10 protein-coding genes, 1 pseudogene and 1 CRISPR repeat array (1 of these 12 cut by a window edge) are annotated in these 22,881 nt (G+C 55.3%); of the genes and pseudogenes, 4 read left to right on the top strand and 7 right to left on the bottom strand.

What is annotated here, in order from left to right:
- Positions 1-1,579: a CRISPR direct-repeat array (repeat unit 36 nt; unit sequence GAAGTCTATCAGGGTCTTTAGGAACTGAACCCCAGC) (it extends 57 nt beyond the left edge of the window).
- A 187-nt stretch (positions 1,580-1,766) separates the two neighbouring features.
- Positions 1,767-3,356 carry a PTS ascorbate transporter subunit IIC gene (locus UL81_RS02820; protein ID WP_035106813.1) on the bottom strand — a complete coding sequence of 530 codons (1,590 nt, stop codon included), beginning with the start codon at positions 3,354-3,356 and terminating at the stop codon, positions 1,767-1,769.
- Between the two features lie 11 nt (positions 3,357-3,367).
- Positions 3,368-4,174, bottom strand: coding sequence for a PTS sugar transporter subunit IIA (locus UL81_RS02815; RefSeq protein WP_035106812.1), 807 nt, complete (start codon positions 4,172-4,174; stop codon positions 3,368-3,370).
- A 115-nt stretch (positions 4,175-4,289) separates the two neighbouring features.
- Between UL81_RS02815 and UL81_RS02810 the strand changes: the two genes are divergently transcribed.
- Positions 4,290-5,000 carry an SDR family oxidoreductase gene (locus UL81_RS02810; protein WP_035106810.1) on the top strand — a complete coding sequence of 237 codons (711 nt, stop codon included), beginning with the start codon at positions 4,290-4,292 and terminating at the stop codon, positions 4,998-5,000.
- A 7-nt stretch (positions 5,001-5,007) separates the two neighbouring features.
- Here the strand turns inward: UL81_RS02810 and UL81_RS02805 are convergent, their stop codons facing one another.
- On the bottom strand, positions 5,008-6,246 hold the full coding sequence (locus UL81_RS02805; RefSeq protein WP_046453234.1) for an ATP-binding protein: 1,239 nt from the start codon (positions 6,244-6,246) through the stop codon (positions 5,008-5,010).
- A 153-nt stretch (positions 6,247-6,399) separates the two neighbouring features.
- Here UL81_RS02805 and UL81_RS02800 point away from each other — a divergent pair, with 153 nt between their 5' ends.
- Together UL81_RS02800 and UL81_RS02795 are read left to right on the top strand one after the other, a co-directional pair.
- A complete protein-coding gene (locus UL81_RS02800; RefSeq protein WP_046453233.1) occupies positions 6,400-6,744 on the top strand; it encodes a hypothetical protein in 345 nt (114 codons plus the stop codon).
- Positions 6,745-7,012: 268 nt separating this feature from the next.
- Positions 7,013-8,076 (top strand): annotated as a pseudogene (locus UL81_RS02795) (zinc-binding dehydrogenase).
- 17 nt (positions 8,077-8,093) lie between these two features.
- Here UL81_RS02795 and UL81_RS12115 read toward each other — a convergent pair.
- Entirely contained in the window at positions 8,094-8,228 is a 135-nt protein-coding gene (locus UL81_RS12115; RefSeq protein ID WP_269078725.1) for a hypothetical protein, read from the bottom strand.
- A gap of 279 nt (positions 8,229-8,507) precedes the next feature.
- On the opposite strand from UL81_RS12115, the gene UL81_RS02790 reads away from it, so the two are divergent.
- On the top strand, positions 8,508-8,924 hold the full coding sequence (locus UL81_RS02790; RefSeq protein WP_144407159.1) for a hypothetical protein: 417 nt from the start codon (positions 8,508-8,510) through the stop codon (positions 8,922-8,924).
- Positions 8,925-9,384: 460 nt separating this feature from the next.
- Here UL81_RS02790 and UL81_RS02785 read toward each other — a convergent pair whose 3' ends face one another.
- From UL81_RS02785 to UL81_RS02775, 3 genes are read right to left on the bottom strand one after another with little or no spacing between them, the layout of a single operon-like run.
- The gene (locus tag UL81_RS02785; protein ID WP_046453231.1) at positions 9,385-11,727 is read right to left on the bottom strand and encodes a UvrD-helicase domain-containing protein; all 2,343 of its coding nucleotides are present in this window, start codon (positions 11,725-11,727) and stop codon (positions 9,385-9,387) included.
- 32 nt (positions 11,728-11,759) lie between these two features.
- Entirely contained in the window at positions 11,760-18,206 is a 6,447-nt protein-coding gene (locus UL81_RS02780) for a DEAD/DEAH box helicase (protein WP_035106806.1), read from the bottom strand.
- A 13-nt stretch (positions 18,207-18,219) separates the two neighbouring features.
- A complete protein-coding gene (locus UL81_RS02775) occupies positions 18,220-22,848 on the bottom strand; it encodes a DNA methyltransferase (RefSeq protein ID WP_046453230.1) in 4,629 nt (1,542 codons plus the stop codon).
- Positions 22,849-22,881 lie beyond the last annotated feature (33 nt).

Below are 22,881 nucleotides of genomic sequence, written 5' to 3'. Positions count from 1 at the left end.
GCATTCTGAAGTCTATCAGGGTCTTTAGGAACTGAACCCCAGCAAGCCTGCCAATCGCACCCAAGATAGTTGAAGTCTATCAGGGTCTTTAGGAACTGAACCCCAGCTATCAGCGACCCTCCACGACACAGAACCGAAGTCTATCAGGGTCTTTAGGAACTGAACCCCAGCGTGTCTCCCCACGTGACTGACGGGTCCCGAAGTCTATCAGGGTCTTTAGGAACTGAACCCCAGCAGACGACTGATTTGCCGTCGATTTTCGCGAAGTCTATCAGGGTCTTTAGGAACTGAACCCCAGCCTATCCTGCGTGATTAATTGTCTGTTTCGAAGTCTATCAGGGTCTTTAGGAACTGAACCCCAGCCTGGCGCGGTGTTGTCGTTGCCCCCGGTGAAGTCTATCAGGGTCTTTAGGAACTGAACCCCAGCTGAGTTTTCTTTGATGGTTGCTGTTGCTGAAGTCTATCAGGGTCTTTAGGAACTGAACCCCAGCGTGCCGAGTTCGCTAAATGATTCCACGCGAAGTCTATCAGGGTCTTTAGGAACTGAACCCCAGCCTAGTGTAAGTGGCCCGTTGAAGTTGGTGAAGTCTATCAGGGTCTTTAGGAACTGAACCCCAGCCCTCCGGCACTTCCACCACGTGGTAAGGGAAGTCTATCAGGGTCTTTAGGAACTGAACCCCAGCCCACACCTTGCCGAGCTTATGGGTGTCTGAAGTCTATCAGGGTCTTTAGGAACTGAACCCCAGCGTCTTCGGCTTTAGGTGCGTGAGGTTAGGAAGTCTATCAGGGTCTTTAGGAACTGAACCCCAGCCACTTGAACCGTGACAATGGAAACTTCGGAAGTCTATCAGGGTCTTTAGGAACTGAACCCCAGCTGTTTGTTATTGGTTGGTGGTGTGTTGGGAAGTCTATCAGGGTCTTTAGGAACTGAACCCCAGCCCGGGTAAATAATTGGGATGCCGCGATCGAAGTCTATCAGGGTCTTTAGGAACTGAACCCCAGCTGCCAGGTATGAGGGTGATAAAAAACGGGAAGTCTATCAGGGTCTTTAGGAACTGAACCCCAGCGGACCATGCTCCGGACGTGGCTGTTTGTGAAGTCTATCAGGGTCTTTAGGAACTGAACCCCAGCTTAGGGTGATGTAGTTGCCGATTGGTATGAAGTCTATCAGGGTCTTTAGGAACTGAACCCCAGCGACAATGGTGCGGTGCCTTAGCGAATACGAAGTCTATCAGGGTCTTTAGGAACTGAACCCCAGCCGAGGTGGCAACCGAGGATAAGGCCCAGGAAGTCTATCAGGGTCTTTAGGAACTGAACCCCAGCAGAGCCAGTCCCACTTATCGGAAATCCAGAAGTCTATCAGGGTCTTTAGGAACTGAACCCCAGCGTGAAGCCTACTACCATGATTGCTTTGTGAAGTCTATCAGGGTCTTTAGGAACTGAACCCCAGCGTCCTCGCCGCCGGGGGCGAGCTGGTGCGAAGTCTATCAGGGTCTTTAGGAACTGAACCCCAGCCGCAGTGTGTCCGCCCGCAGGTGACTGTGAAGTCTATCAGGGTCTTTAGGAACTGAACCCCAGCCCGCATAAGCGAGGATGAGCCACGCGGCACATTTTATCGTCCTAACAGCTTGAGCGTGGGTTCAAGACCTAGATCGAAATCAACTCTTCGAGCCTGCTCAAACTACTTACAAGAACTCACTCTTCTGACTTGAACAAATACCCAAGAAACAACCTCAAGAAACCGTCCAGTTTCTCTCCCGTGCTTTCTACTGCAACTTCTCCGGCGGTAACGGGGCGCCCTCAGGTGGCAACACCTTCGGGTACGCGCGAGTCTTGGTGGAAACGCCTGGGCCTACAGCAGCTACTTCTTTGGAGTCGCCGTTAGGGTCAGCTTCGACCCCATTACCGTCGGTTTCGCCGCGGTATGGGGTGGGATCCCAATGGGTATTGACGAGTTTGACCTGGCTGATCCAGCCGAGTGCGAGCACGGCAAGGCCGACCAGGGCGATGAGGATGAGGCCGACGAAGCCATCGGCACGCGAGGCGAAGCCGATGAGCATGCCGAACCAGCCGAAGTCCGCATCACCGAAGGTGGTGTTCGCGCTGCCGAAGGAGCCCAGCACGCCGAGCAGGAATGCTGGGAGGAAGGTAATCAGCAGGCCGTTGGCGAAACCTCCGAAGGCAGCACCACGACGGCCACCGGTGGCGTTGCCGTAGACACCGGCGGCGCCACCGGTAAAGAAGTGCGGGACAAGGCCAGGCAGAATGAGTGCCACGCCAAAGGCCGGGTTGAGCCAGAGCGAGAGGACTGCCAGGCCGACCAAGCCACCGGCAAACGACGTGATGAAGCCGATGAGCACAGCGTTTTGCGCATACGGGAACACGATTGGTGCGTCCAGGGCCGGGATAGCGCCAGGAACGACCTTGGCGGCGATGCCCTGGAACGCAGGGACGAGCTCACCGAGGATGGTGCGTACACCGAAAAGAATCACAGCGACGGCAACACCGAACTGTAGGCCCTGGGTAACCGACTGCATGATGTAATCGCCGACGTTGTCAGCACCGCCTTCGAATGCGGTGAAGGCTTCTTCAGTACCAGCACGAGCGATAAACAGAATTGCCAACACGACGTACATCAGCGCCATCGACAGCGCGGTGGCAACCATGGAGTCACGCAAGAAGCGCAGCCCCTCAGGAAGTTTGAGGTCTTCAGTCGAGCGAGACATCTTATCGCCTTTGCCGCCGACGAGCTTGCCCACGGCACCTGCTGCCACGTAGCCTGCGGTGCCAAAGTGGCCGATAGCCACGGAGTCATCGCCCGTGACACGCCGCGTCCACGGGTGTGCGATTGCGGGAAGCGAAACCATCAAAATGCCTAGCAGCACAGCACCGAAGCCGACCACTATGCCGGAGGCATAGCCCGCAGGAGCCATGACCATCACCAGCATGGTCGCCATAAACAGCACGTGGTGACCAGTAAGGAAGACGTAGCTCATTGGGGTAAAGCGAGCCAGCAGCAACGAGACCACGAAGCCCAGAATCATCACCCAGGCGACCTGGCTGCCGAACTGTTCTTGAGCAATACCGACGATTGCCTCGTTAGTCGGCACCACACCTTGTGCGCCGGTTGCGCCCTGAATCATCGCACCCAACGGATCCAACGAAGCCGTTACCAGGCCAGCGCCGGCGTTGATGAGCAAGAAGCCCAGGGTTGCTTTGATGGCACCGCCGAGTACCTGACCAACGCCACGCCCCAGCGCTGCGAGGCCAACGGCGGTGATAATACCGATCAAAAATGCCGGTACAGAAAGAATTTGATTAACCAAGAAATTGGCTATTGCAACAACGATATCCATGATGAGGTCCTTTAGACGTCGTAAAGCTCGCGCAGAGCAGCGTCGATTTCCTGTTGATTGGTGAAGTCTTCGATGACGTAGACGGGGACGCCGACATCGCCAAGCGTGGCTGCAATCTCACCCGAGGTGAGCAGGAAGTCAGCTTCCTTTGCCCGGCCCTTCGCGGAAATCGTGTCGGTGGCCTCCACCGTCAGGTACGGACCCCAACCCCACACGTCGAGGACTTGCTCCAGGGTGTTCTTCAAAAAGAGTGACGTTCCCAGGCCGTTGCCGCAGACGGTGTAAATCTTGCCCTTGGATGCCACGGAATCCTCAGCCACCTGGTGCGTTGAGGACGCAGTACTTACCGATGCCCCCTTCACCTCAGCCTTGCTATCCCCTAGCGCCTCACGCAGTTCGTCAACGCTTTCGACAGTGTCCAAGCGCTCGCGCTTAGTCTTGTTGCCCAAGATCTTGGCCAGCTCAGACATCGCCTTGGTGTGGGCCTTGTCATCTTGGGCGGCAAGCGCCACCACTAGCGTGACCGGGTCATTGGTGCCGTGGCCAAATCGCACGGGCTCGTCGAGGCGCAACCAGGAAATAGCTGTGCGCTTTACTGCCTCCGAAGGGCGTGCGTGTGCAAACGCGAAGCCCGGCGCGACCACAATGTAGGGACCATTGTCCTCAACCGAGGTAATCATCGCTTGGGTGTAATTGCCGGTAATGGCACCGGTCTTTTCCAACAAGCCACCGGCGGTGCGGATGGCTTCTTTCCAGTCCACGGCGTTGCCGTGTAGCTCTACTGCAGAGTCTTCGAGCAATTCGCTCAGTTTCGACATACCTGCTCCTTATGGTTTGGAGCCGAGTTTTTCGACCCTCTTAACCTTGTTATTACCAGTTGGGCATATCTATGGACAATCCCCTAGTTCTAAGTTTTCGCGTACAACGGATCCCATGACTTCCGTTAACAACGAACGCCCGAACAAGACCGCTTTCATTACTGGTGCGACCCGTGGACTGGGCCGTGCTATTGCTAAGGAACTCTCGCGTGACCACCACATCATCGTTGGTGGTTCCAGCGAGACTGCCCGCGATGTAGCTGCTGAGCTGCCTAGCGCTGAGCCTTTCATCGCGGACCTGACCGATATCGCTGGCATTGAAAAGGCAGTCAATGAGCTCAACATTGACTCCCTTGATGTCATCGTTCACGGTGCGGGCATCGTCGCGCACAAGCCGACGACGGAGACCAGTGCTGCGGAATGGCAGCAGGCTTTTGATGTGAACTTCTTCGCTGTTGCTGAGCTAACTCGCTTGCTGCTGCCGGCATTGCAGAAGACCAACGGCACCCTGGTAGCAATCAACTCCGGTGCCGGTAACCACTCCGGTGTTGGCTACGGTCCTTATGCCTGCACCAAGCACGCGCTGCGCGCCTACACCGATGCGCTGCGCGAGGAACAGCGCAACAAGATTCGCGTGACCTCCATCCACCCGGGCAAGGCTGACTCGGATATGCAGCGCCAGATTCAGGCGGAGCGCGGCAACGAATACGACGAGTCGCAGTTCATCAAGCCGGAGTCCATTGCCCGCTCGGTGCGTCTCGCCGTCGACTTGGGCGAAGATTCCACCATCGAAGAGCTAGTTATCCGCCCCTCCAACGGCAAGTAACCCGGAACTAGCGCCCTAAAGAACCGATGGCAATGACATTGACGCCATCAGGTCGGCGGTAGGACATACCACCGCCGGTAACGACTAAAAGCTCGGTTGGTTCCTCGACAAAGGTAGCGAATTTCTGCAAGCTAGCAGCGGCCTGATCAACAACGTCGGGGTGGTGACCGAGCTTCACTTCGACCAAGATGGTTTGGTCGTCGACGGTAGCGATTGCGTCTACTTCATCGCCAGAAGACATACGAGCGTGATACACGGGTTCATTGGTTAACGCTCGCAGTTCATGAACCACCAATGACTCGAAAAGCTGGCCAAAGAACTCCCAATCTTTTAGCAGGTCATCGGGTTTCTTTTTCAACGCTGCCACGACAAGCGCTGGGTCCGCCAGGTGCCTCTTTGGAGCTTTACGTAAAGGCGTACGTGAACGCAACGACTGAGACCAAGCTGGTTGATCCTGGTTGATAAAGATTCGCTGCAGGGAATCCAGGTAATCAATTACTGTGTCACGGCTTAGCTGGGCATCTTTCGCAATTGTGGAAGAAGACTTCTCGGTGCCGACGCCGCGAGCCAGGGATTGAATCGTTCGCATAACACGGCTTGGGTCCCGTCGGATGCCATCAGGGGTTGCTACATCGAGCTCACACACCGTTCGCGCATAATCACGTAGGTTGGCCTGCGCGTCCTTCAGCGAAAGATCGAGAAACCCCGGCCAACCTCCACGGACGATTCTTTCTGCTAAGTCATTAATAGTTAACTCAGAGGTTGGTACTGCTGGCGCCTCCCCCTCCACGAGTCGAGACAGCGAGGCAAGCCCTGTGGATTCGCCACTTTCCGACAGGGTCATCGTGTGCATTGTCAGTCGCGAAAAGCGCCCTGCTCCTGAATGTCGCTGCGCAGCTTCGGAAGGAGCCGTTGAACCAGTAAGAATAAACTGGCCAGTTTCGCCACGCTTATCTACTTCGTGGCGCACGACATCCCAGAGTCGGGGCTGAGTTTGCCACTCGTCCAAGACCCGCGGTGCAGCGCCCTGCAGCACTAACGTTGGGTCGATTCCCATCGAGATCGAAACATCAGGATCAATATCGACCTGGACCTCACTGTTGCCATGATGTCGCGCTGTCTCAGTCTTGCCGCAGCCCTTCGGGCCTTCGATCAGAAGAGCCCCAGCACGGCGAAGAGACTGCTCGACAAATTCATCCGCCAACCTGGGGATATAATCTCTCTTTACCATTTTTAAGAGCTCCATCCGACACTTTATAATGATTTCATCCTACATTTTGTAACGATTCTATCCTACAATTTGTAACGGTTTCACTCGACACTTTGTAAAACGTTAGGCCAGGTAACCCTCGACGCTCATCAAAGCAATAAATAATGGTTACGAGTAAGTGTAGAAGGTATGGAAACAAACCCAGAGAAGATCATCGCCAACATGCTCGACGACATGGCCGAAATTGGGGACTGGATTAGTATCGCTGATGCTACGGCCACCAACGGTAAGAACTCATTTCATGCAACTCACGAAGACGTAATGGCAATCTTGACTGCAGTGAAAGGCGGCCAAACCATCATCCCGGGAAAGATTGAGGGACGGTTTCAAGACTTACCTAGCGACTGGGATCCATCAGAAATCACTTCAGAAGTCTTCGACAGTCCAGATCCAATTGCCGCTGTGATGACAGTCTTATTCCGGCCAACAGGTGACTGGCCTGAGCTCAAAGATGGAAATAGCACACCGGCATAACCATTCGAAGGAGGCATCACCACCACCGTCGACCGTCGTGCCTGCGCCGCACCCTCGGCACCGACTACGTCGTCATTGGCGACGAACCCCCAACCGCTAAGTAGTGAGCAGTCACTACGACATTAGACTTATACCCCGGCAGTATCACTACATTTTCATTAAGCATATGGCCTGGTCTTCTTGCTCTTCGATGAGCTAAAACATGCCGACAGGCAAATCCTTGGAGTGGAAACTTCTCAACGTTTCGACTACTTCAAAGGAGAGTGTCATGGAAGGAACGATGAAGGCGCAACGCCTCAACACCGAGACCAAGGAAATGCGGATTGAGGAAGTTCCGATTCCGAAGCCGGGTCCGAATGAGGTCCTCATCAAGGTTGCATACTGCGGTATCTGCCACTCCGATATTTCCTGATTAACGGCACCTTCAAGATGGGCTACCCGCCAGAGATCACCCAGGGCCACGAGTGCTCCGGTGAGATTGTCGAGCTCGGCGACGCTGTTACCGGCTGGGAGGTCGGCGACAAGGTCATCCCGTCTGCTGGTCGCTCCTGCGGCAAGTGCCGTCAGTGCCGCCGCGGCAACCCGGCACAGTGCCTGAATACTGAGCTTATGGCTTTCCAGTATGACGATGCTTGGGCACAGTACACCCTGTCCGGTGCTTCCGGTCTGGTTCGCGTGCCAGAAGGTGTGCCGATGGACCAGGCTGCAATTCTTGCCGATGCCGTCGCTACCCCATTTGGTGCCGTCAAGCGCACCGGTGAGGTCAAGCTCGGCAACGCGGTTGCTGTCTGGGGCCTGGGTGGCGTTGGTACCCACATCGTCCAGCTGGCCAAGCTGGCTGGTGCTGTTCCGGTCATCGGTGTCGACATCAACGATGATGTGCTCGAGCGCGCTAAGCGCCTGGGCGCTGACCACGTCTTCCGCTCCGATGACCCGGACCTGATGGACAAGATCGAAGAGGTCACCCGCGGCCGCATGATCGACGTGGCTTTCGATGCCGTCGGCATCCAGCCCACCATGAAGCAGGCTATCGACTCCCTCGACCGCGGCGGTCGCGCCGTCCTGGTTGGTCTGTCCGACCAGGAGCTCAACGCCGGCAACATGGAGCACTTCGGTCTGCAAGCTCTGCAGGTACACGGCCACCTCGGCTACAAGCCGGTGGATATCTACCTGCTCACCGAGCTCGTCCAGGCAGGCCGTCTCGACCTGTCCGAGTCCGTGTCTAAGATTCTGCCTCTCGATGACATCGAGAAGGGCATCGAAATCATGGAGTCTAAGGAGGGCAACCCGATTCGCGTGCTCATCGACCCGTGGGCAGACGAAGACAAGTAATTTCCCCGGCGCTAAGGTTATTCAGCACCATAACCGTGCCAAAATGGCGGCATACTAAAGCTTATCTTTAGTATGCCGCCATTTTCTTGCGATTTTTCAATAAAGCCACCAGTGACTTCTAAAATGATCTCCTCACGGACATTATGATGCATGACATTGACATCGATTTCAGCTAGTCACTACGCCCATACTCAATCCTTACCCGCATTGCGTAAACTAAAGTTTTAACCAACTTCCCTTACCCACCGTAACACTTCTATTCGAATGTTAACCTATACAAAATATTCGCTTCAAACCAATCCAGTAACGCAGGCTTTTATACATGACTGCGATACCATAACACCTTAAGAGCAGACAGGCAGTCAAAAATATAGCTGCAGCAATAGTCAGAACTCTAACAAGCCCGCCTAAATCTATGTAAACCCAACACTGTGGCGATTATAGCCATAGATCAAACAAGGACTACAACTCAAGGAAGTGATTTAAAGGACCTTTTTATTCTAACGAATCCGCTTGTAAAGCTGTACTGCAAAACATCAACAATGCTCGATTGGACTAAATTGAAAAATACTCAAAACCTAGATTTTAACTACACCGATCAAGAAGTTGAAGATGCCCTCCAGATCCTTAGCAATTCTTGCACTCATATTGAACAAGACTTCAATAATGCATACGGCAAATTAGAACAATGCTTGCCCCTTGCTAAAAGCTACGGATCCAAGGACGATTGCCGTCACCTAGAGGAAGCAATCAATGCCTATAAACAGACAAAGGAGCAATTTCCTCATTACATTGAGCGAGTAACGTTTTCCATGCACCCTATCTCAACCCCAATGATAAGCTGTTAGTGCACGCAGCACTTACACTGGGAGAATTACAATCCCTTTACCACCGTGCCCGCACGCAAATTGAGGATTACTTAGCCTCAGTCGATCCGAGGTTTCGACCCGAATTAACGACTTCACCAGAGAGTGAGGAAGTTTCCTTTCCTAGCCACCAATAAGGGGATCATCAAGGATGAATCCAGAAGGCGATTCTCGAACATACTACATACATTGGGTTTTAACCCGCTCCGATTACTAACCTAACCAATGAATTCCCCGGGGCGACCCCTAAATATTGAGTATACCCCGCCAAGTTTGCTAGTCTAAAGGGCCTTTGAGTTGCGATTGGTTGTAGTTCATGATTGGGCTTTAGGCAATCGTTCTCATCACTCCGCAGGGAGTGATGAGAACTCTTAAATCTATGGAACCTCTTGGTCCAACATATTGTGTTCTAGGCCCTTAATCTTTGCCTACGTACAATCACCTACTCCGCCGGCAGTAGCTCCGAAGGCTTACCCACAACGCTGACGAGCAGCACGTCACGGGCACGTGAAGCGGCGACGTACAGCAGAGCGCGCTCGCGTTGGAGTGCGTCTTCCTTTTCTGCATCTGCGAGTCCCTGGAGCAGGTACCCCTGTGGGAGGGACTTTGCAGATACTTCGCTGAGTACGACGTGGGTGAACTCCAAGCCCTTGGCCATATGCATGGTCATGACAGTGACTGGGTGTTCTTTGTCAGTCTTGCGGTAGGTGGTCATCGGTACGCCAAGGTTAGCCAGATGCTGGGCCAGTTCTAGCCTGCGGTTGTTAGTGCGGGTCAACACGCCAATGGAGACCTCGTCCCCATCGCGACCTTCCAACCACTCCTTGATGTGTGCGGCCAGGGCCTCGCCCTCTTCGGTCTTGCCTTCGGAATGCACGACCTGCGGTGCCGGGCCCCAACGCAGTGAGCGGTAGCCGTTGAGCTCATCGTTTTGTTCTTCGGAGTCAATCCATTCGGTACCTTCCAGGATTGCGGTGGCGTAGCTCAAGTTCTGACCCGTTGTGCGGTAGTTGATGTTCAACTTCGTCGTTGCGCGACCACGGGTTTCAATACCAAAGTCACGCAGCACCATGCGCTGACCGTAGATGCGCTGGTGGGAATCTTCGGCAATAAACAGGTCGTTCGGGCCTTCCTTTGCCACGGCGCGCAGGAATCGCCAATGGCCAGGGTGGAAGTCCTGTGCCTCATCGATGAGGACGTGGTCGAACATGCCGTCCCAGTCGCGTTGGGTGACAACGTGCGCGGCCACCGATGCCCAGGCGGCGAAGTTCAGCTTGCCTTCCATTGCGCATTGCGAGTGGTAGTGCTGCACAATCTGCCAGATGATCTTGCGTTCACCACGAGATAGTGGCGTACCGCGGCCGGTACGACGCACGCGCAGGTAGGACTTCTCGTCACTAATACCGTGGGTCAAGATGACTGAGGAATATTCCTGCGCCAGGAAGGTTGGATTCGCCTTCTCCTTCGAAAGCTCACGCCCCTTATGGAATGCGGCATCGCGCCAGAAATTCTGTTCTACCTTCGGTTCCAGTGCGCGAGGGGTGAACTTACCTTTCACACCTAAGGTCTCCCAGAGTGCAGTTTCTAGTTCGGAATCCTGCGCGTTCTTGAGCACTTCAAAGACCAGCGCATCAATGCCGCTGATCCACAGACCCGGCGCGCCATGGACGGAAGCCTCAGGGTAGTTCGGGTCGAGCTCATTCATCTGCTGCTTCAGCGAGTTCGCCAACTCACGGGTGTAGGTCGTCAGCAGAACAGACGCATTCGGGTTCTGGTCGAGTAAGTACTTGGTGCGGTGAATAACTACGACGGTCTTGCCGGTACCTGCACCACCGGTCACGCGGGCAGCGCCCTTGTGGTTCGCTTCCACGGCACGCTGCTGGCTGGGGTGCAGGAAGACTTTCCACTTATCCAGTCCCTCACGCAGTACCTGCTCGAGTTCATCTTCGCCCTCGACGGTCACGAAGTTCATCTTCGCCGCCGGGGTCTTCATACCGGCAATCAGTGCTTCATCGGAGTCTTCATCAGATTCCGTAGCCACAGAATCCGCAGACGAAGGCTCATCAGGCTCAGCATCTTCTTCAGCAGATGCCGCTTCCTTCCGGCGCAGATCAAGTTCTTCACGAACCTCATTCAACGAGCATCCTGCGAGCACGCCAGCAACGGCGACCTGAATCCAGGCAGGTTCGTCAGCCAAACCAGTATCTACTTCAGCTTGGCTTTCTGCCGAACTCAGCAGCTCCAGCACACCATCATGCAGACCCAGTTCAGACCCCAGCTGTTCAACGCTCAAACCGTTGTCTTCAAGCACCTCAGCTGGAGACGGTGCCGGCTTCTTAGCTTCCGCTTTCTCTTGCGCAGCTTGTTGGCGTGCAGCTTCAATCGCTGCTTCCCGCTTGGCACGCGAGGCGGCCTCAGCCGCAATTTCGGCAGCAGACTCCGAGCCCACTGCAGGAGTAGTCGCATCAATCAGCTCGGTAATGCCGTTGACCGGATTTACGCGCAGCGTCTTTTTCGTGGCCAGGTCGTAGGCATCGTCGTGATTAAGGACATCGACGAAGAGGTAGTGCTTCCGCTTGCCTTCGCTGAGCTCGAAGAGCACAGCACGGTACTGCTTGGTCACCCGCGCGGTACGCACGCGCTTATCAGCGGCGTTCTTTACCGGCTCAATATGCAAACCCGGACTGGTCGAGTCCTGGTTGAGCTTGGTGATGAAATCCCAGAACTGTTTTCCCAGCCCATAACGGTCTTCCACACCGTTATAGAAAGTCACGGGTGATGGCATGCGTATTCTCCTCGTTCCTGATTTTCTCTCCGCTATCGCAGTGCCTGGACAAATGCGTCTGGAGCAGTTTCGAAATCGGCACCAGCCACGGTGTACCCCTCCGCGGTAAGTTCTTCACCGACATCGTCGAGGTCTTCGGCAAAGAGCAGCACCGCCTTGGCTTCTGGCCACAGCGCAACCACTGGTACTTGGTTGACTTCGGCACCGATGTCATCTTCTGCTGGTGCAGCAACGCCGGCTTCGGCTAGTGCGCGCAGAGCAGTTTGGACTTCGTCTTCGCCGTCGAATTCGTCGACCACTGCTTCCCATTCAGCAGACAAGGAAGCAGTACTATCCGGTACCTCCTCGCTTACTGAAGGCACCACTGCGTCCTCGGCAACCACGGGTTCGACGATGGAATCTTCCACGGTGACATTCGCACCATCGGCGTTGAGGTAGGCCAAGTTGGATAGCTCAATAAAGATGCGCCAACCTTCCGGGTCCAGTTCCTGTTCCCGGTTATCAAGGCTGAGCGAACCGTTGGTCATGTTGCCATTCTTCGGCACCACAAGATTCACGCATTCGCGATAAGAATGCTCAATCGTGTCCTTCCCAGCACGCGTACCGCCGAACGCAGCTTCCAAGAACGCAGCCTGGCTCAGGCGCTTCCATACGTTGCCGGCCGTACCTTCAGGTTCACGCAGTAGCCACAGCAACTGCGAGAAAGGACCTTGGTCGAGCAAGTCCAGGCGGTCGTTGGAGATATCAAGTTCTTTGGCCAGAATATTGCGCATGCGAGCAGTCACCCAGGCAGAAGGCTGGTTGCCTTCATTGTTGCCACGGGCTTGCTGCCTATCGATGTCCTGCCACGTCAGAGTCCACGGCAAATAGCCCGAACGGTAGAGAGTATTGCGCTTCGCAAAGTCATCCCCTACGCGGTTGTGCACCTCACTGGCGTGGAAGGACGCACCATCCAGATAGAGCGCAATGTTGCGGACCTGGTTGTCTGCAGTTGAGAACACCACGTCAGGAACAGTTCCACCGATTTGGACTTGTTCTTCCATGACCCACTTATGACCGCTGCGTCCGCCGAAGTCAATATCCCAACGAGCATGACCACCAATGGTTTGCTCAATGACAGACGCGTTGAGCTTTTTCAGCTCCGCCCGAAGCTGTTCAATGAAGCGCTGCTCCAACTTGGAACGGCTACTACGCTCCGGAACCTCCGTGGTGATGTGGCCTTGCCAGCTCACCGCGAGTGGATCTTCATCCGCATCAAGGTGCTTAGTATCAGCCAGAATCTTTGCCAGTGCAGCAACAGCTGCCTGGCGGGATGTCTTATCCACCGCACCAGATACCGCGTAAGGCAGCAAGCACGACGGGCACGCCTGGCGTTCTTCATCCGCACAAGCACATGACACCAGTCGCTTGTACGCAACTTCCAGAAGACCTCGTACATGTGCCGGGTCGGTGAATTGTGCCAGGTAACCAGTACCACCCGGGATGGAGTCATGAACCAGCAACATGTCTTCAGGCTGGCCGTCAGACTCAGTGCGCACGATGGAGATGTTGAGGTGCTCCGGATTACCGCCGAGGTATTCCTTGAAGCCCAACAGCAACGCGGACACCAGTGACGGCAGCGTCGAGTCGTCCAGCATGCCTAGCATTTCCGGCAGACGAATGAGCACGCCCTGTGTGCTCAACGTACGGCCCAACGCGAAGGTCACGACCTGCTCGTCTTGTACATCACGTAATTCACACCATGGTGCGTGGTCACTCCAGTGGTTCTTGCCAGCCTCGGAATCAAGGTGACCGCAACGTTCACACACACGGAAGAGTGGTGCTTCGCGTTCGGAACCAGCCAGCATCTTCTTGGAACCACCGCCATGCTTACCAAGGTTCAACCAGCGCATATCCACACGCGGCAAATGCTCCATACCGAAACCAGAACCAGCCAAATACCACGCAGTACCGTGACCGCCTTCTGGAACGGAGAAGCTCAACTGGGTTTGGAACATCAGTGATCGGCGTTCATCATCTCTATCGCTAATCGCAGACCTCGATGCATCCACCGACGCATAGACCTTCGACATCTCAATGACATCGATGAGCTGACCGCGCTCTGCGAACGCCGGACTGCCACACGACGGGCACGCACCTGCGGCAGGCGCAGCGATTGCGTAGTCGTCATCCGTCGAGAGCACCGCACCTGTTGCCTCGGAGTACGAGCACTCCGGGCACAGTCGCCACTGCGTCAATGCTGAGTTGTGTGAACCAAGCTCGACTGAATCAATCTGCGCACCGATGCCCTGCACATAGAAGGTATTGCCCGGTGCAAGTTCGGTCAGGGCGGAAGAAACACCACGTGAGTAGTCATAAGAGCTGGTATCGAATGCGCCCTTCTCCTCATCAAATGAAGACACCGACAGATGGAACTCCACTGCGTCATCCAACAAGGTGAAGTTCGGCAGCAGGCCTACACGTTCAAGTGCTGCAATCCAGTACTCTTCGGTGTGCTTTTCGATTTGCTGGTTCGCAAAACGCAACGCCGCACGAGTTGTATCCCGCATCTTCTGCAGCTGCTCATCGTCGATGCCAGTGCTCAAACGAGAATCGATGTCTTCTACTCGCTCGCGCAGAATCGCCTGACGATCAAAGAGCTGGTACAGAGTATCGTTCCAGTCCTTGCGGGCAGCGCGCAGTTCACCAAGAAGTCCACCTTCACTCGCCCACTCCCGCAGCTCATTCAGCACGTCTTCCGAGGTGTGCCGAGCCAGAGTCGAGATAAAGGAATCTAGTTGCGCCGTCAGGTCTTGTGACGCCAACTCTTCGAGCACACCAACGAGGTTTTCTTCGCGATCGCTAAAGACGTTGCGGGCGTTGTGCAATTGACCCACTCGAGCCTCAACCTCATTGCTATCGATGAGGTACGCAATGAACTGGCGGTGCATAATGTCGCGCGCTGACAGATACGCTGCCGGCGTCGTGACCGAACCAGCAATGGTCTCAAGTGGGTGCACGAGCTTGGTGAGAGCGGTACCGCGACCACGCACCAAAGCAATAATGAGCGAGTTACCAGTAAGACGGCCTGCACGGCCCACACGCTGTACGTAGCTTGCAACGGTTCGCGGCAACGACGACAGCATCACTGTGGATAGATCACCGATGTCGATACCCATCTCGAGGGTCGGTGTTGCCACCAGGACGTTCGGCGCGTCAGCTTGCTGCTTTTCAGCCGGTAGTTTGAACTGGTCTTCAATCTCCTTGCGCTTAGCGGTAGGAACCAGACCGGTGTGCTCCGCAGAGACAACGGTCCGGGTGTTCCGTGAGCGGTACAGCTGCTGGTAGTAGTTATCCTCAATCGCAGTTACTTCGTAACGGCCTGGGCACGACAACGTGAAGCAGGGAGCTCCCTGCAGAGCAGAACGAGCACTCGAATCGACGCCGACACGCATGTGGCACGCCGTGCACTCGAGAATCTCCGGATTGCTCTCCTGGCCGACCACAATCTTGCTGGGTTCCAGGTAGTACATCCGGCCGCCGCTGTTCGTCGGCACGGAACGAAGAACTTCAGCGAGCTCCAGTTGACGGAACAGCTCGCTTACCGCGTTTGCCGCAGCGAATGCCGAACCAGTCGAGACTGCCAGTGCCTGCTTGGTCCAACGTGCATACCAGCCCTGTTGAGCATCTACCGGCATGCTTTCCGAGTTGTTCTTCTTTGCCTGATAGCCCTTGAGCTTTTCACCCGAGCGAGGGAAGCTCGGCGAGTTGCCACGCGCAAAAGCCGGAACACCTTTGGCACGCGCATCACGCTTGTTGAGCATGTACGGATTGCAGTCATTGCGTAGGTATTCCTTGAACCACGGGTGGTAGATACCACCCTGAATGCGCATCTGTTCCAATACTCCGCGCGCCCACGCCAGTACTTCGTCATCCGTTGCCATGACTTCAACCAGCGAGCTCTTTGCTGCATCCAGCAAAATATCGTCGGACACGTCAACACTGGTCGACAACGAGCCGGTGGATACCAGCGAGCGAGGAAGGTCTACGCGGTCACCGAACTGGAGTGCCAGGTCCAGGTTCAGTCGTTTTTTCAAACGATCCTTTGCATGACGCCGCTGGTCACTCGTAGCGTCTTTATCCCATACAGGTTTGAAGGTATGAACTTCAGCCAATTCGGGTGGGAGAAGCTCATACAACGATCGTGCCTCCGCAGCGGGGTCCTCTTCAGAGCGTGCATGCTCGACCATTCGTTCAGCTAGGAGATCCAGCGTCACCCATGGCACATCGCCTTCGTTTTCATCCTCGTAATAGGAATCCACTGCTCGCCAGATGCGTGCACGCAACGCGAAAGCACGGGCGCGGTTCTGCATGAAGCCGGCACGGTATGCCGCATCCTGAACAGAATCGGCAAAGACCAGAGTCTTCTTCTCTCCGTTATCGAGGCTGTCCATACCGAAGAGATTGCTCAACGCAACCGATAACAAAGTAGCTACCGATGAGCCAAGGAAACGAATGGCATCGTCTTCGCCACAGGATGGACAGGACTGCGCCTTGGCACGATCTTCGACATCGTCGCCGACATATACCAATACTGGTGCGACCGGATCTTGTTCTTTGACTTGGTCGCTCGGTTCCGCATCTGAAAGTTCAGGCGTAGCCAAGTTCAGCCAGCGTACGCGCGAGTTTTCTTCTTCGCCACGCACTGCACCATCAATTACTTCGCTGGTGGCATCAATCAGAGGGCGCTGGCGCTCTGGTCCACGACGGAATAGCTGACGAATCCTTGCCGGATCAGTCTCGTAGGAGTCACCACCGGGTTGAGTACCCAACATCCAGCCAGAGCGACCACAACGACGGCAATAAATAGCAGGCAACCACGAATGCGAAGTATCGATATGCCCAGTGGGAAGAGCTACCTTGCCGTCATCAGACCAGCGGAACATCTGCGATCCACCTGAGCCGTCATCATCACCGTCAGACTCAGATACAGATCCCACTGCCCGATCAATTCGAGAAATCTCACGGACCCACAAATGTGTTTCCACACCGGGAATCTTCTTACCGTCCCAACCGCGCTGCGCACCAAATTCAGCACGCAAGTACGCCAGTTCGGAAAGTACGATTGCGAGGAACTCCAAACAGAGCTCTCGATTACCGCGCAGAACTTTTCCATCAAAGACCTGCTCGACCAGCGAAGGGACAGTGCTGTGTTCGCCATCCGGAACTAGGGATTCATCTTGTCCCAATGGAACTGGTGATGCCGCTGCCTGCAGAATGGAGAGCACTAGTTCATTGCCTGCCATGGCGGCAATTGCAGACTCAATCGATGCTTCATCGCAGCTCAGAACTTGCGAACACATTGCTGTATGAACAGCTGCGTCGTAATCGTCAGCAGAGGTCGCGACCTGGTCGACAACGGATTTCATCACATCTACTGATGGCCCAGTACTAGAGACAATTGACTGTCCAACCAATTCAGGGATGGTTTCTTGCCACTGAGGAACAGTTAGAAGGGTCTCCCCCACGACTGATGAAGGCTCAAGACGCTCACCAAACACCGTATAGGCGAAGTCCAGCATGTCAGTGGCACCAGCGGAGGAAGAACCAGCCTTACCTCCCAAAGTTGCCGACGTAGCCACCGGCGTCACTCGACCCAATGGCAGCTTTGCTTGTTCTGCGGTCAAGAAATCTTTGGGTTGGTGCTTCTTCAGCATCAAGCCAAGGCGACGCAGCAACATCGCAACGTCGGTGCCTTGGGCAGCGTCATAGGTGTGGAACTCGTCGAGCACCAAGTACTGCAGAGTTTCAGCGGACTTCTCCCAGAGCATCTGGTCTGCATCACGAAGCAGCAATTGGTCGAGCATCTTGTAGTTCGTCAGCAAGATGTCGGGCGGAGAGTCACGGATAACCGAGCGATCTGTAATCAGTCCCCTCTCTGAAACCACTCGCCTACCACCGGTGGCAACCTCACCGGTATACAGACCAGCGCTCACACCCGCCAAAGCCGCTTCTTCGCTTAATAGCTTCGCCAAGCGACGTTCCTGGTCAGTTGCAAGGGCATTCATCGGATACATAATGAGCGCCTTAATGCCCTTGCCGCCTACTCGACGACAATGGTCCAGGATCGGATACAAGAAGGCCTCCGTCTTACCCGAACCAGTGCCAGTAACCACCAATGTCGGATCCGGACGCTTCATGTCTCCGGTGGCTGTATCACGCGATGATAAGCGCGCGAATGCCTCAGCCTGATGCCGGTACGGTTGGAATCCCTTCGGGAGCCATCCCAAAATCCCGTCCCAATCCTTACGTTCCGCAGCAGCATAAGGCAGTCGCGTACGCACATAAGGACCGTAGAACATGCCGCCCTTCGGGTCCTGCAGGAACGCACGTAACTGCTGTGCGGTTAAGTCCTCTGCCAGCGAAAAGCTCGTGGTGAGATACTCCGACAAACCATCAGAGATGTGGTCAGCTGCGTAAGTAGGAATAAGGCTCGACATGTTCTACTCCCGGTTAGCTTTCATCCAACATCGAAGCATAACGCTCATATGCTTCGGCCAAGTCTGCTTCACGGTCCAAAGGCGCAAATGGGTACTCAAAGACGTACTCGACCTCCGACTGGGGATGAATCCACGTGCGGTCAGCCTCGGAAAGTGTTTCTTCTCCTTTAGCCTTCTTTACAAGTTTGAGGATCTCGCTTGGAACCTTGCGCCCATTGGCATCATAAAGGTCAGTTTGATCGTAACGGCGCATCACTGGGAATTGCGTGCGGTAAATCATCAACAGTTCTTCTAACGTCACCCCTAATGACAAAGCCACCATGGCATCGATTTCATTCTGCGCTTGCCAACGCTCCTTGGCGTTTCTTAAAGCGGCATTTCCTGTCCAAGGAGTCTTTGTCTCCCACTCCCAAATCTCGGTATATGCCTTGGTCAAACAATTTAACTGCAGGTACTTCTCAGCCAATTCAATTTCGAAATGCGACGCCAAAGGCAATGCTTTAACGGTACTGGGATGTAAATCACCTGGGTTCGAAGAACGCACGAAAAAATCAATAACGAACGACGACAGGGTCGCTCCAAGAACCGGAAGTTGATGCGCGTCCCGAGGCAGCCCTGCGGATTGCACAGGGTGCACATGCAACGTACCCGGAGGAATCAATGCAGGGTACATCGTTCTAAAGCCCGTTGTCGCAGCCATACGTCGCCACGCAACTCTGTATTGATCAGCAACCAGAACTTGTTCACCGTTAACTTCCCAAGTTCCATAGTCGAAGCGATAGGTACTCCGACCATGCTCTGGGAGATACGCGGTAGCCGGAATAAAGTCCTCAGGCATTGCTTCGAGGTCAATCTCGGACCAATCCTGATTGTGCTTCATCGTTGGATTTGGCTGCTTAATCATTGGGGTAGACACACCAAGATGCGGCCCCTGGAGAATGACGTCATCCCACGAATCGGGGTGCTGCCAAGACGAATCGAAGTAACCTGCCTTTTTGTCAGCTGTCTCGTGCCAACCACCAGAAAAGCTCAGACCAAGTGATTTCACGCGGGGAGCGTCGGCAAGCTTTGCCAGAACACCCGCTGCCTCACTGTTGACGGAGTACACAGTGCGGGTCTCCAAAAGTGGTGTGCCTGGCTCCTCAAGAATCGAGTTCCAGACCTTCAGCATTTCCTCATCAACAGTGATGATGCGATCACGGTGCGGGCGCAAGTCCCAATTGTTGTTGTCGTCCTTAAAGCCCGGCAGGGGTCCGGAGCCATCGTGAACGAGCGAATCGATTGCAGTTCGAGGATGGTACATCGACGCTGCGGCAATAAACGACGGCGTTGGCTGCGCAGCACCATAAACGTGGATGCCGTAAGAATTGTGGTGATCGACATCGAAGAGCACTAACTCATTTACGAAGTGCCAATGACGACGCAGTCGCAAATATGCGCCTGCACGCAGCGGTGCAGCTTTCTTCTCGGTGAAGTGTGACTCAGGGTGGATGAGGGAGATCACGCCATCGGCAGCAGTGATCTGCCAAGTACGCTCCATGAAGCCGCGGTAAAGATCGGGCTGTTGGCCTTGTAGGTGTGGGTAGCGGGCGACATCACCAAGCACTGCGGAAGTAACCACAGAGTCAGCGATACCTTTGAATAGGGTTTCGCGGACGCGTTGGTCATCGGCAAGCTTTGCTCGGCGTTTCTTCTTCTCTGCCTGGGTGGGCTTAAGCGCCAGATTGAACCACGGGTCGTGCTCGGACAGCAGGGCATCGACATCGGTACGCGGACGAACCCACGGCGGATTACCAACCTGGAAGTCGAAGCCGCCGGTAGACATCACTGGAGCGAAGTCGAGGTCCCAGTGGAAGAAGGCTTGTTCGTCGGAAACCTTGGTGGCGGTGTTCAGCCAGGGATGATCGTTAAGGACATCATCGAACGGTCTGCGGCCAGAGGACGCGCGGTCGAGGGATTCGACATAGTCGAGTTCATCCCAGCTCAAGTCGAAGCCGAAGGCTTGCTGGGTTTGGTTGCGATTGGCCTTGCCCGGGTTCCAGGTACCCAGGAGGTCTTGCATGGCGGCGAGGTACTCGTCCATGTCGGGAAGCTCGTCGACAGCGGTGACTGGCCAGTACCACAGGGCATTCCACACGTTCATTGCGGTGCGCAGGCGCAGGTACGCACCGTCGAGATTGTGCAGGAGTTCCTTCTCAATCTGGTCGCGGGTGACGTTCTTCGCGGTGGAGTGGTTCTCACGTCCCCACAGTGGCAGGTCGCGGCGAATCTGGTCTTCAGCGATACGCAGGCGAACCAGGGAAAGCTCCCAGAGGCGTTCGGCCTGGTTAGAGATGGCCTGGGCCTGCTTGATTTGGGCAGCGGTAAGTCCCTTGGCGATGTTCTTACGCCAGTTCTTCATCGCCTTGATTTCATCTGGTGCGATGTCTTTGAGGTCTTTGGCATCGGCAGCTGCACCCCAGCCCTTAGCAGGTACGAGGAAGTGGAAGATGGAGCCTTTGGACTTCAGCGCAGTGTTGTCGTCACCGATGTGGCTGGCCAGTTCTTGAACTGGGTGATGCTTCGGCGTTGCGGTGAGGTACTTCTTGGTCTTTAAGTCCTTGACGTCGAAGGTCGAGCGGGTGGCACCGACCAGGGAGTTACCGTGGCGCAGGTGTAGGCCGAACCACGGGGCTTTGAGTTCCTTGGTCATGGTGTTGAGCCACAAGGAGATCTCGGCAAGTTCGACGGCTGTCTTGTTCAGGTCGACGCCGTAGACCTGGTGCAGAGCAATGTAAGCCTTGACGCGCTGGAGTTCCTGGGTGCGCTCGTCGCCAGGGATTTCTTCGCCGAGTTCCTGTTGTTTCTTCTCTAGGTAGAGCTCGGCAAGTTGGTTGACTGCTTCCACGGCGAAGGCGCCTGAGCCCATGGCCGGCTCACAAATGGTCAGCGTGAGGATGTCATCGGCGGTGTCGATGCGTCCGGTCTTTTCTAGTTCCTCGATAGCCTGGCCGACAGTGAACTCGGTAATGACTGGTGGGGAGTAGAAGGACGCGGAACGCTCACGGTCACGGGAAGACTGGCGGTAGACGAAGCTGCCGCGACGGAAACGACGGGGGCGGCGCTCAAGACCACCGTGTTCGGCTTCTTGTTGTTCGTAGACCACGCAGTCATCGGGAAGGTCGTTGACCTGGTGCTCGGGTACGACCCAGGAGCCCTTCTCGGGATTGCCGTGCTTGGCTACTTCGACCAAGTCTTCTTGGGCGATAAAGCCGGTATACGACATCAGGCCCTCGTAGACCTGCCCAAGTTCGGTCACACCCAGGGTGGCGTAGGAAATGAAACCACGATCGGCACCGCGCTTTTCCTTGGTCAGCAGCAGGTTGCGCAATACGTTGTGCAGCGCCAGATTCGACAGCTGAACCTCATCTATATAGGAGGTGGCTTCGCTCTTGAAGAGGTCTGCGTCGAGGTTACGGAAGACGAGTCCGTCGTCGGTGCTGCCGGTGGTGATGTCCTGTTGGTGTTCGTCATCAAGCTGGGCTTGATGCCCGTTGTTGACCAGGTTGAAAAGCAGCTGCAGGCTCTCGTAGAGGTGGGTGCCGTTCTGGGCGCGCTGCGAGGTTGGTTCACTGAGAATCATGTCGCGCAGGCGGGATACGCCGTAGCCTTCGACGTAGTCGGCATCGCCGGTCGGCAGGATCTGCAGCTCCGGGGAGGACTCAGCGAAGAGCAGGAAGAGAATGCGGTAGAGGTAGCGCAGGGCCTGGTTGGCTAATTCATTGCCTTCGATATCTTCTGCGCTGAGGTTCTGTGCGGCACGACGTTGGAGAACATCGTTGCCGATGATTTCGATAGAGGCCTTAATGGCACCGCGAAGTTCCTCCGAGACCTTGACGGAGTGTTCGCGGGCTTGCTGGAGGGTATCGAGCCACCAGGTGGTGCCGTCGGCACCGCGCATGACGTGTTCGGCAGCCAGGATGGCCACGATGCGCGGGAGTTCGCCCTTGGCGCGCTGGTCGTTGCGTTCAATGGCCAGGCCGACATCGACGGCGAGGTAGCGGCCCAATGGCCAGGATTCGCGCTCGGCAAGAATCATCCAGTTACCGGCGTGGATGACGATAAGTTCCGGTGCTTGTTCAGCCAGGAAGATTTCACCGACGAGCTGATACGCGGTCAGGTCCTGTTCCTTCTCCCCTAGCGTGGGCTGCTCGCCGAGGAGTTCTAGCGTGGTGAAATCTTCCAGTGCTTGGAGTTGCCCGGCACGCAGGGAGACAAAGGAACCGCGCTCATCCATGGAAGCGGTGAAGGTCAATGGCTGGCTATTTCGGGAGAGTTCAATCTCGCGCTGGCGTGGGTAGCCGAAGGCCTGGTCGATGAGGTCGTAGACCTGCTCGAGTTGTTCATCGCTAGCGTTCTCACCGAGTGCGGAAAGCTGCGTCTGGATAGCCTCACGACGAGAAGTCACGCGTGCCAATGGGGATTCCGCGTTGAGTTGGACGCGGCCTTCTTTTTCGGCCTGCTTGGCTTCTTTGTCGGTGTTGCGCCACTGCTTGGTGGCATCATCGACGCGCTTGGAAAAGGAGCTGCCCTTTTCGTCGGTGGTCAGGTAATAATCCGAGATCCATTCCTCGACGTTGACGATGGAATCGAAATCTGCCATTGCTTCTAGCCTCTACTGTTGTGAGTTTCGGTG

It is taken from the genome of Corynebacterium camporealensis, from assembly GCF_000980815.1.
Taxonomy (GTDB): domain Bacteria; phylum Actinomycetota; class Actinomycetes; order Mycobacteriales; family Mycobacteriaceae; genus Corynebacterium; species Corynebacterium camporealense.
This window is presented reverse-complemented; position numbering and strand designations above follow the sequence as displayed.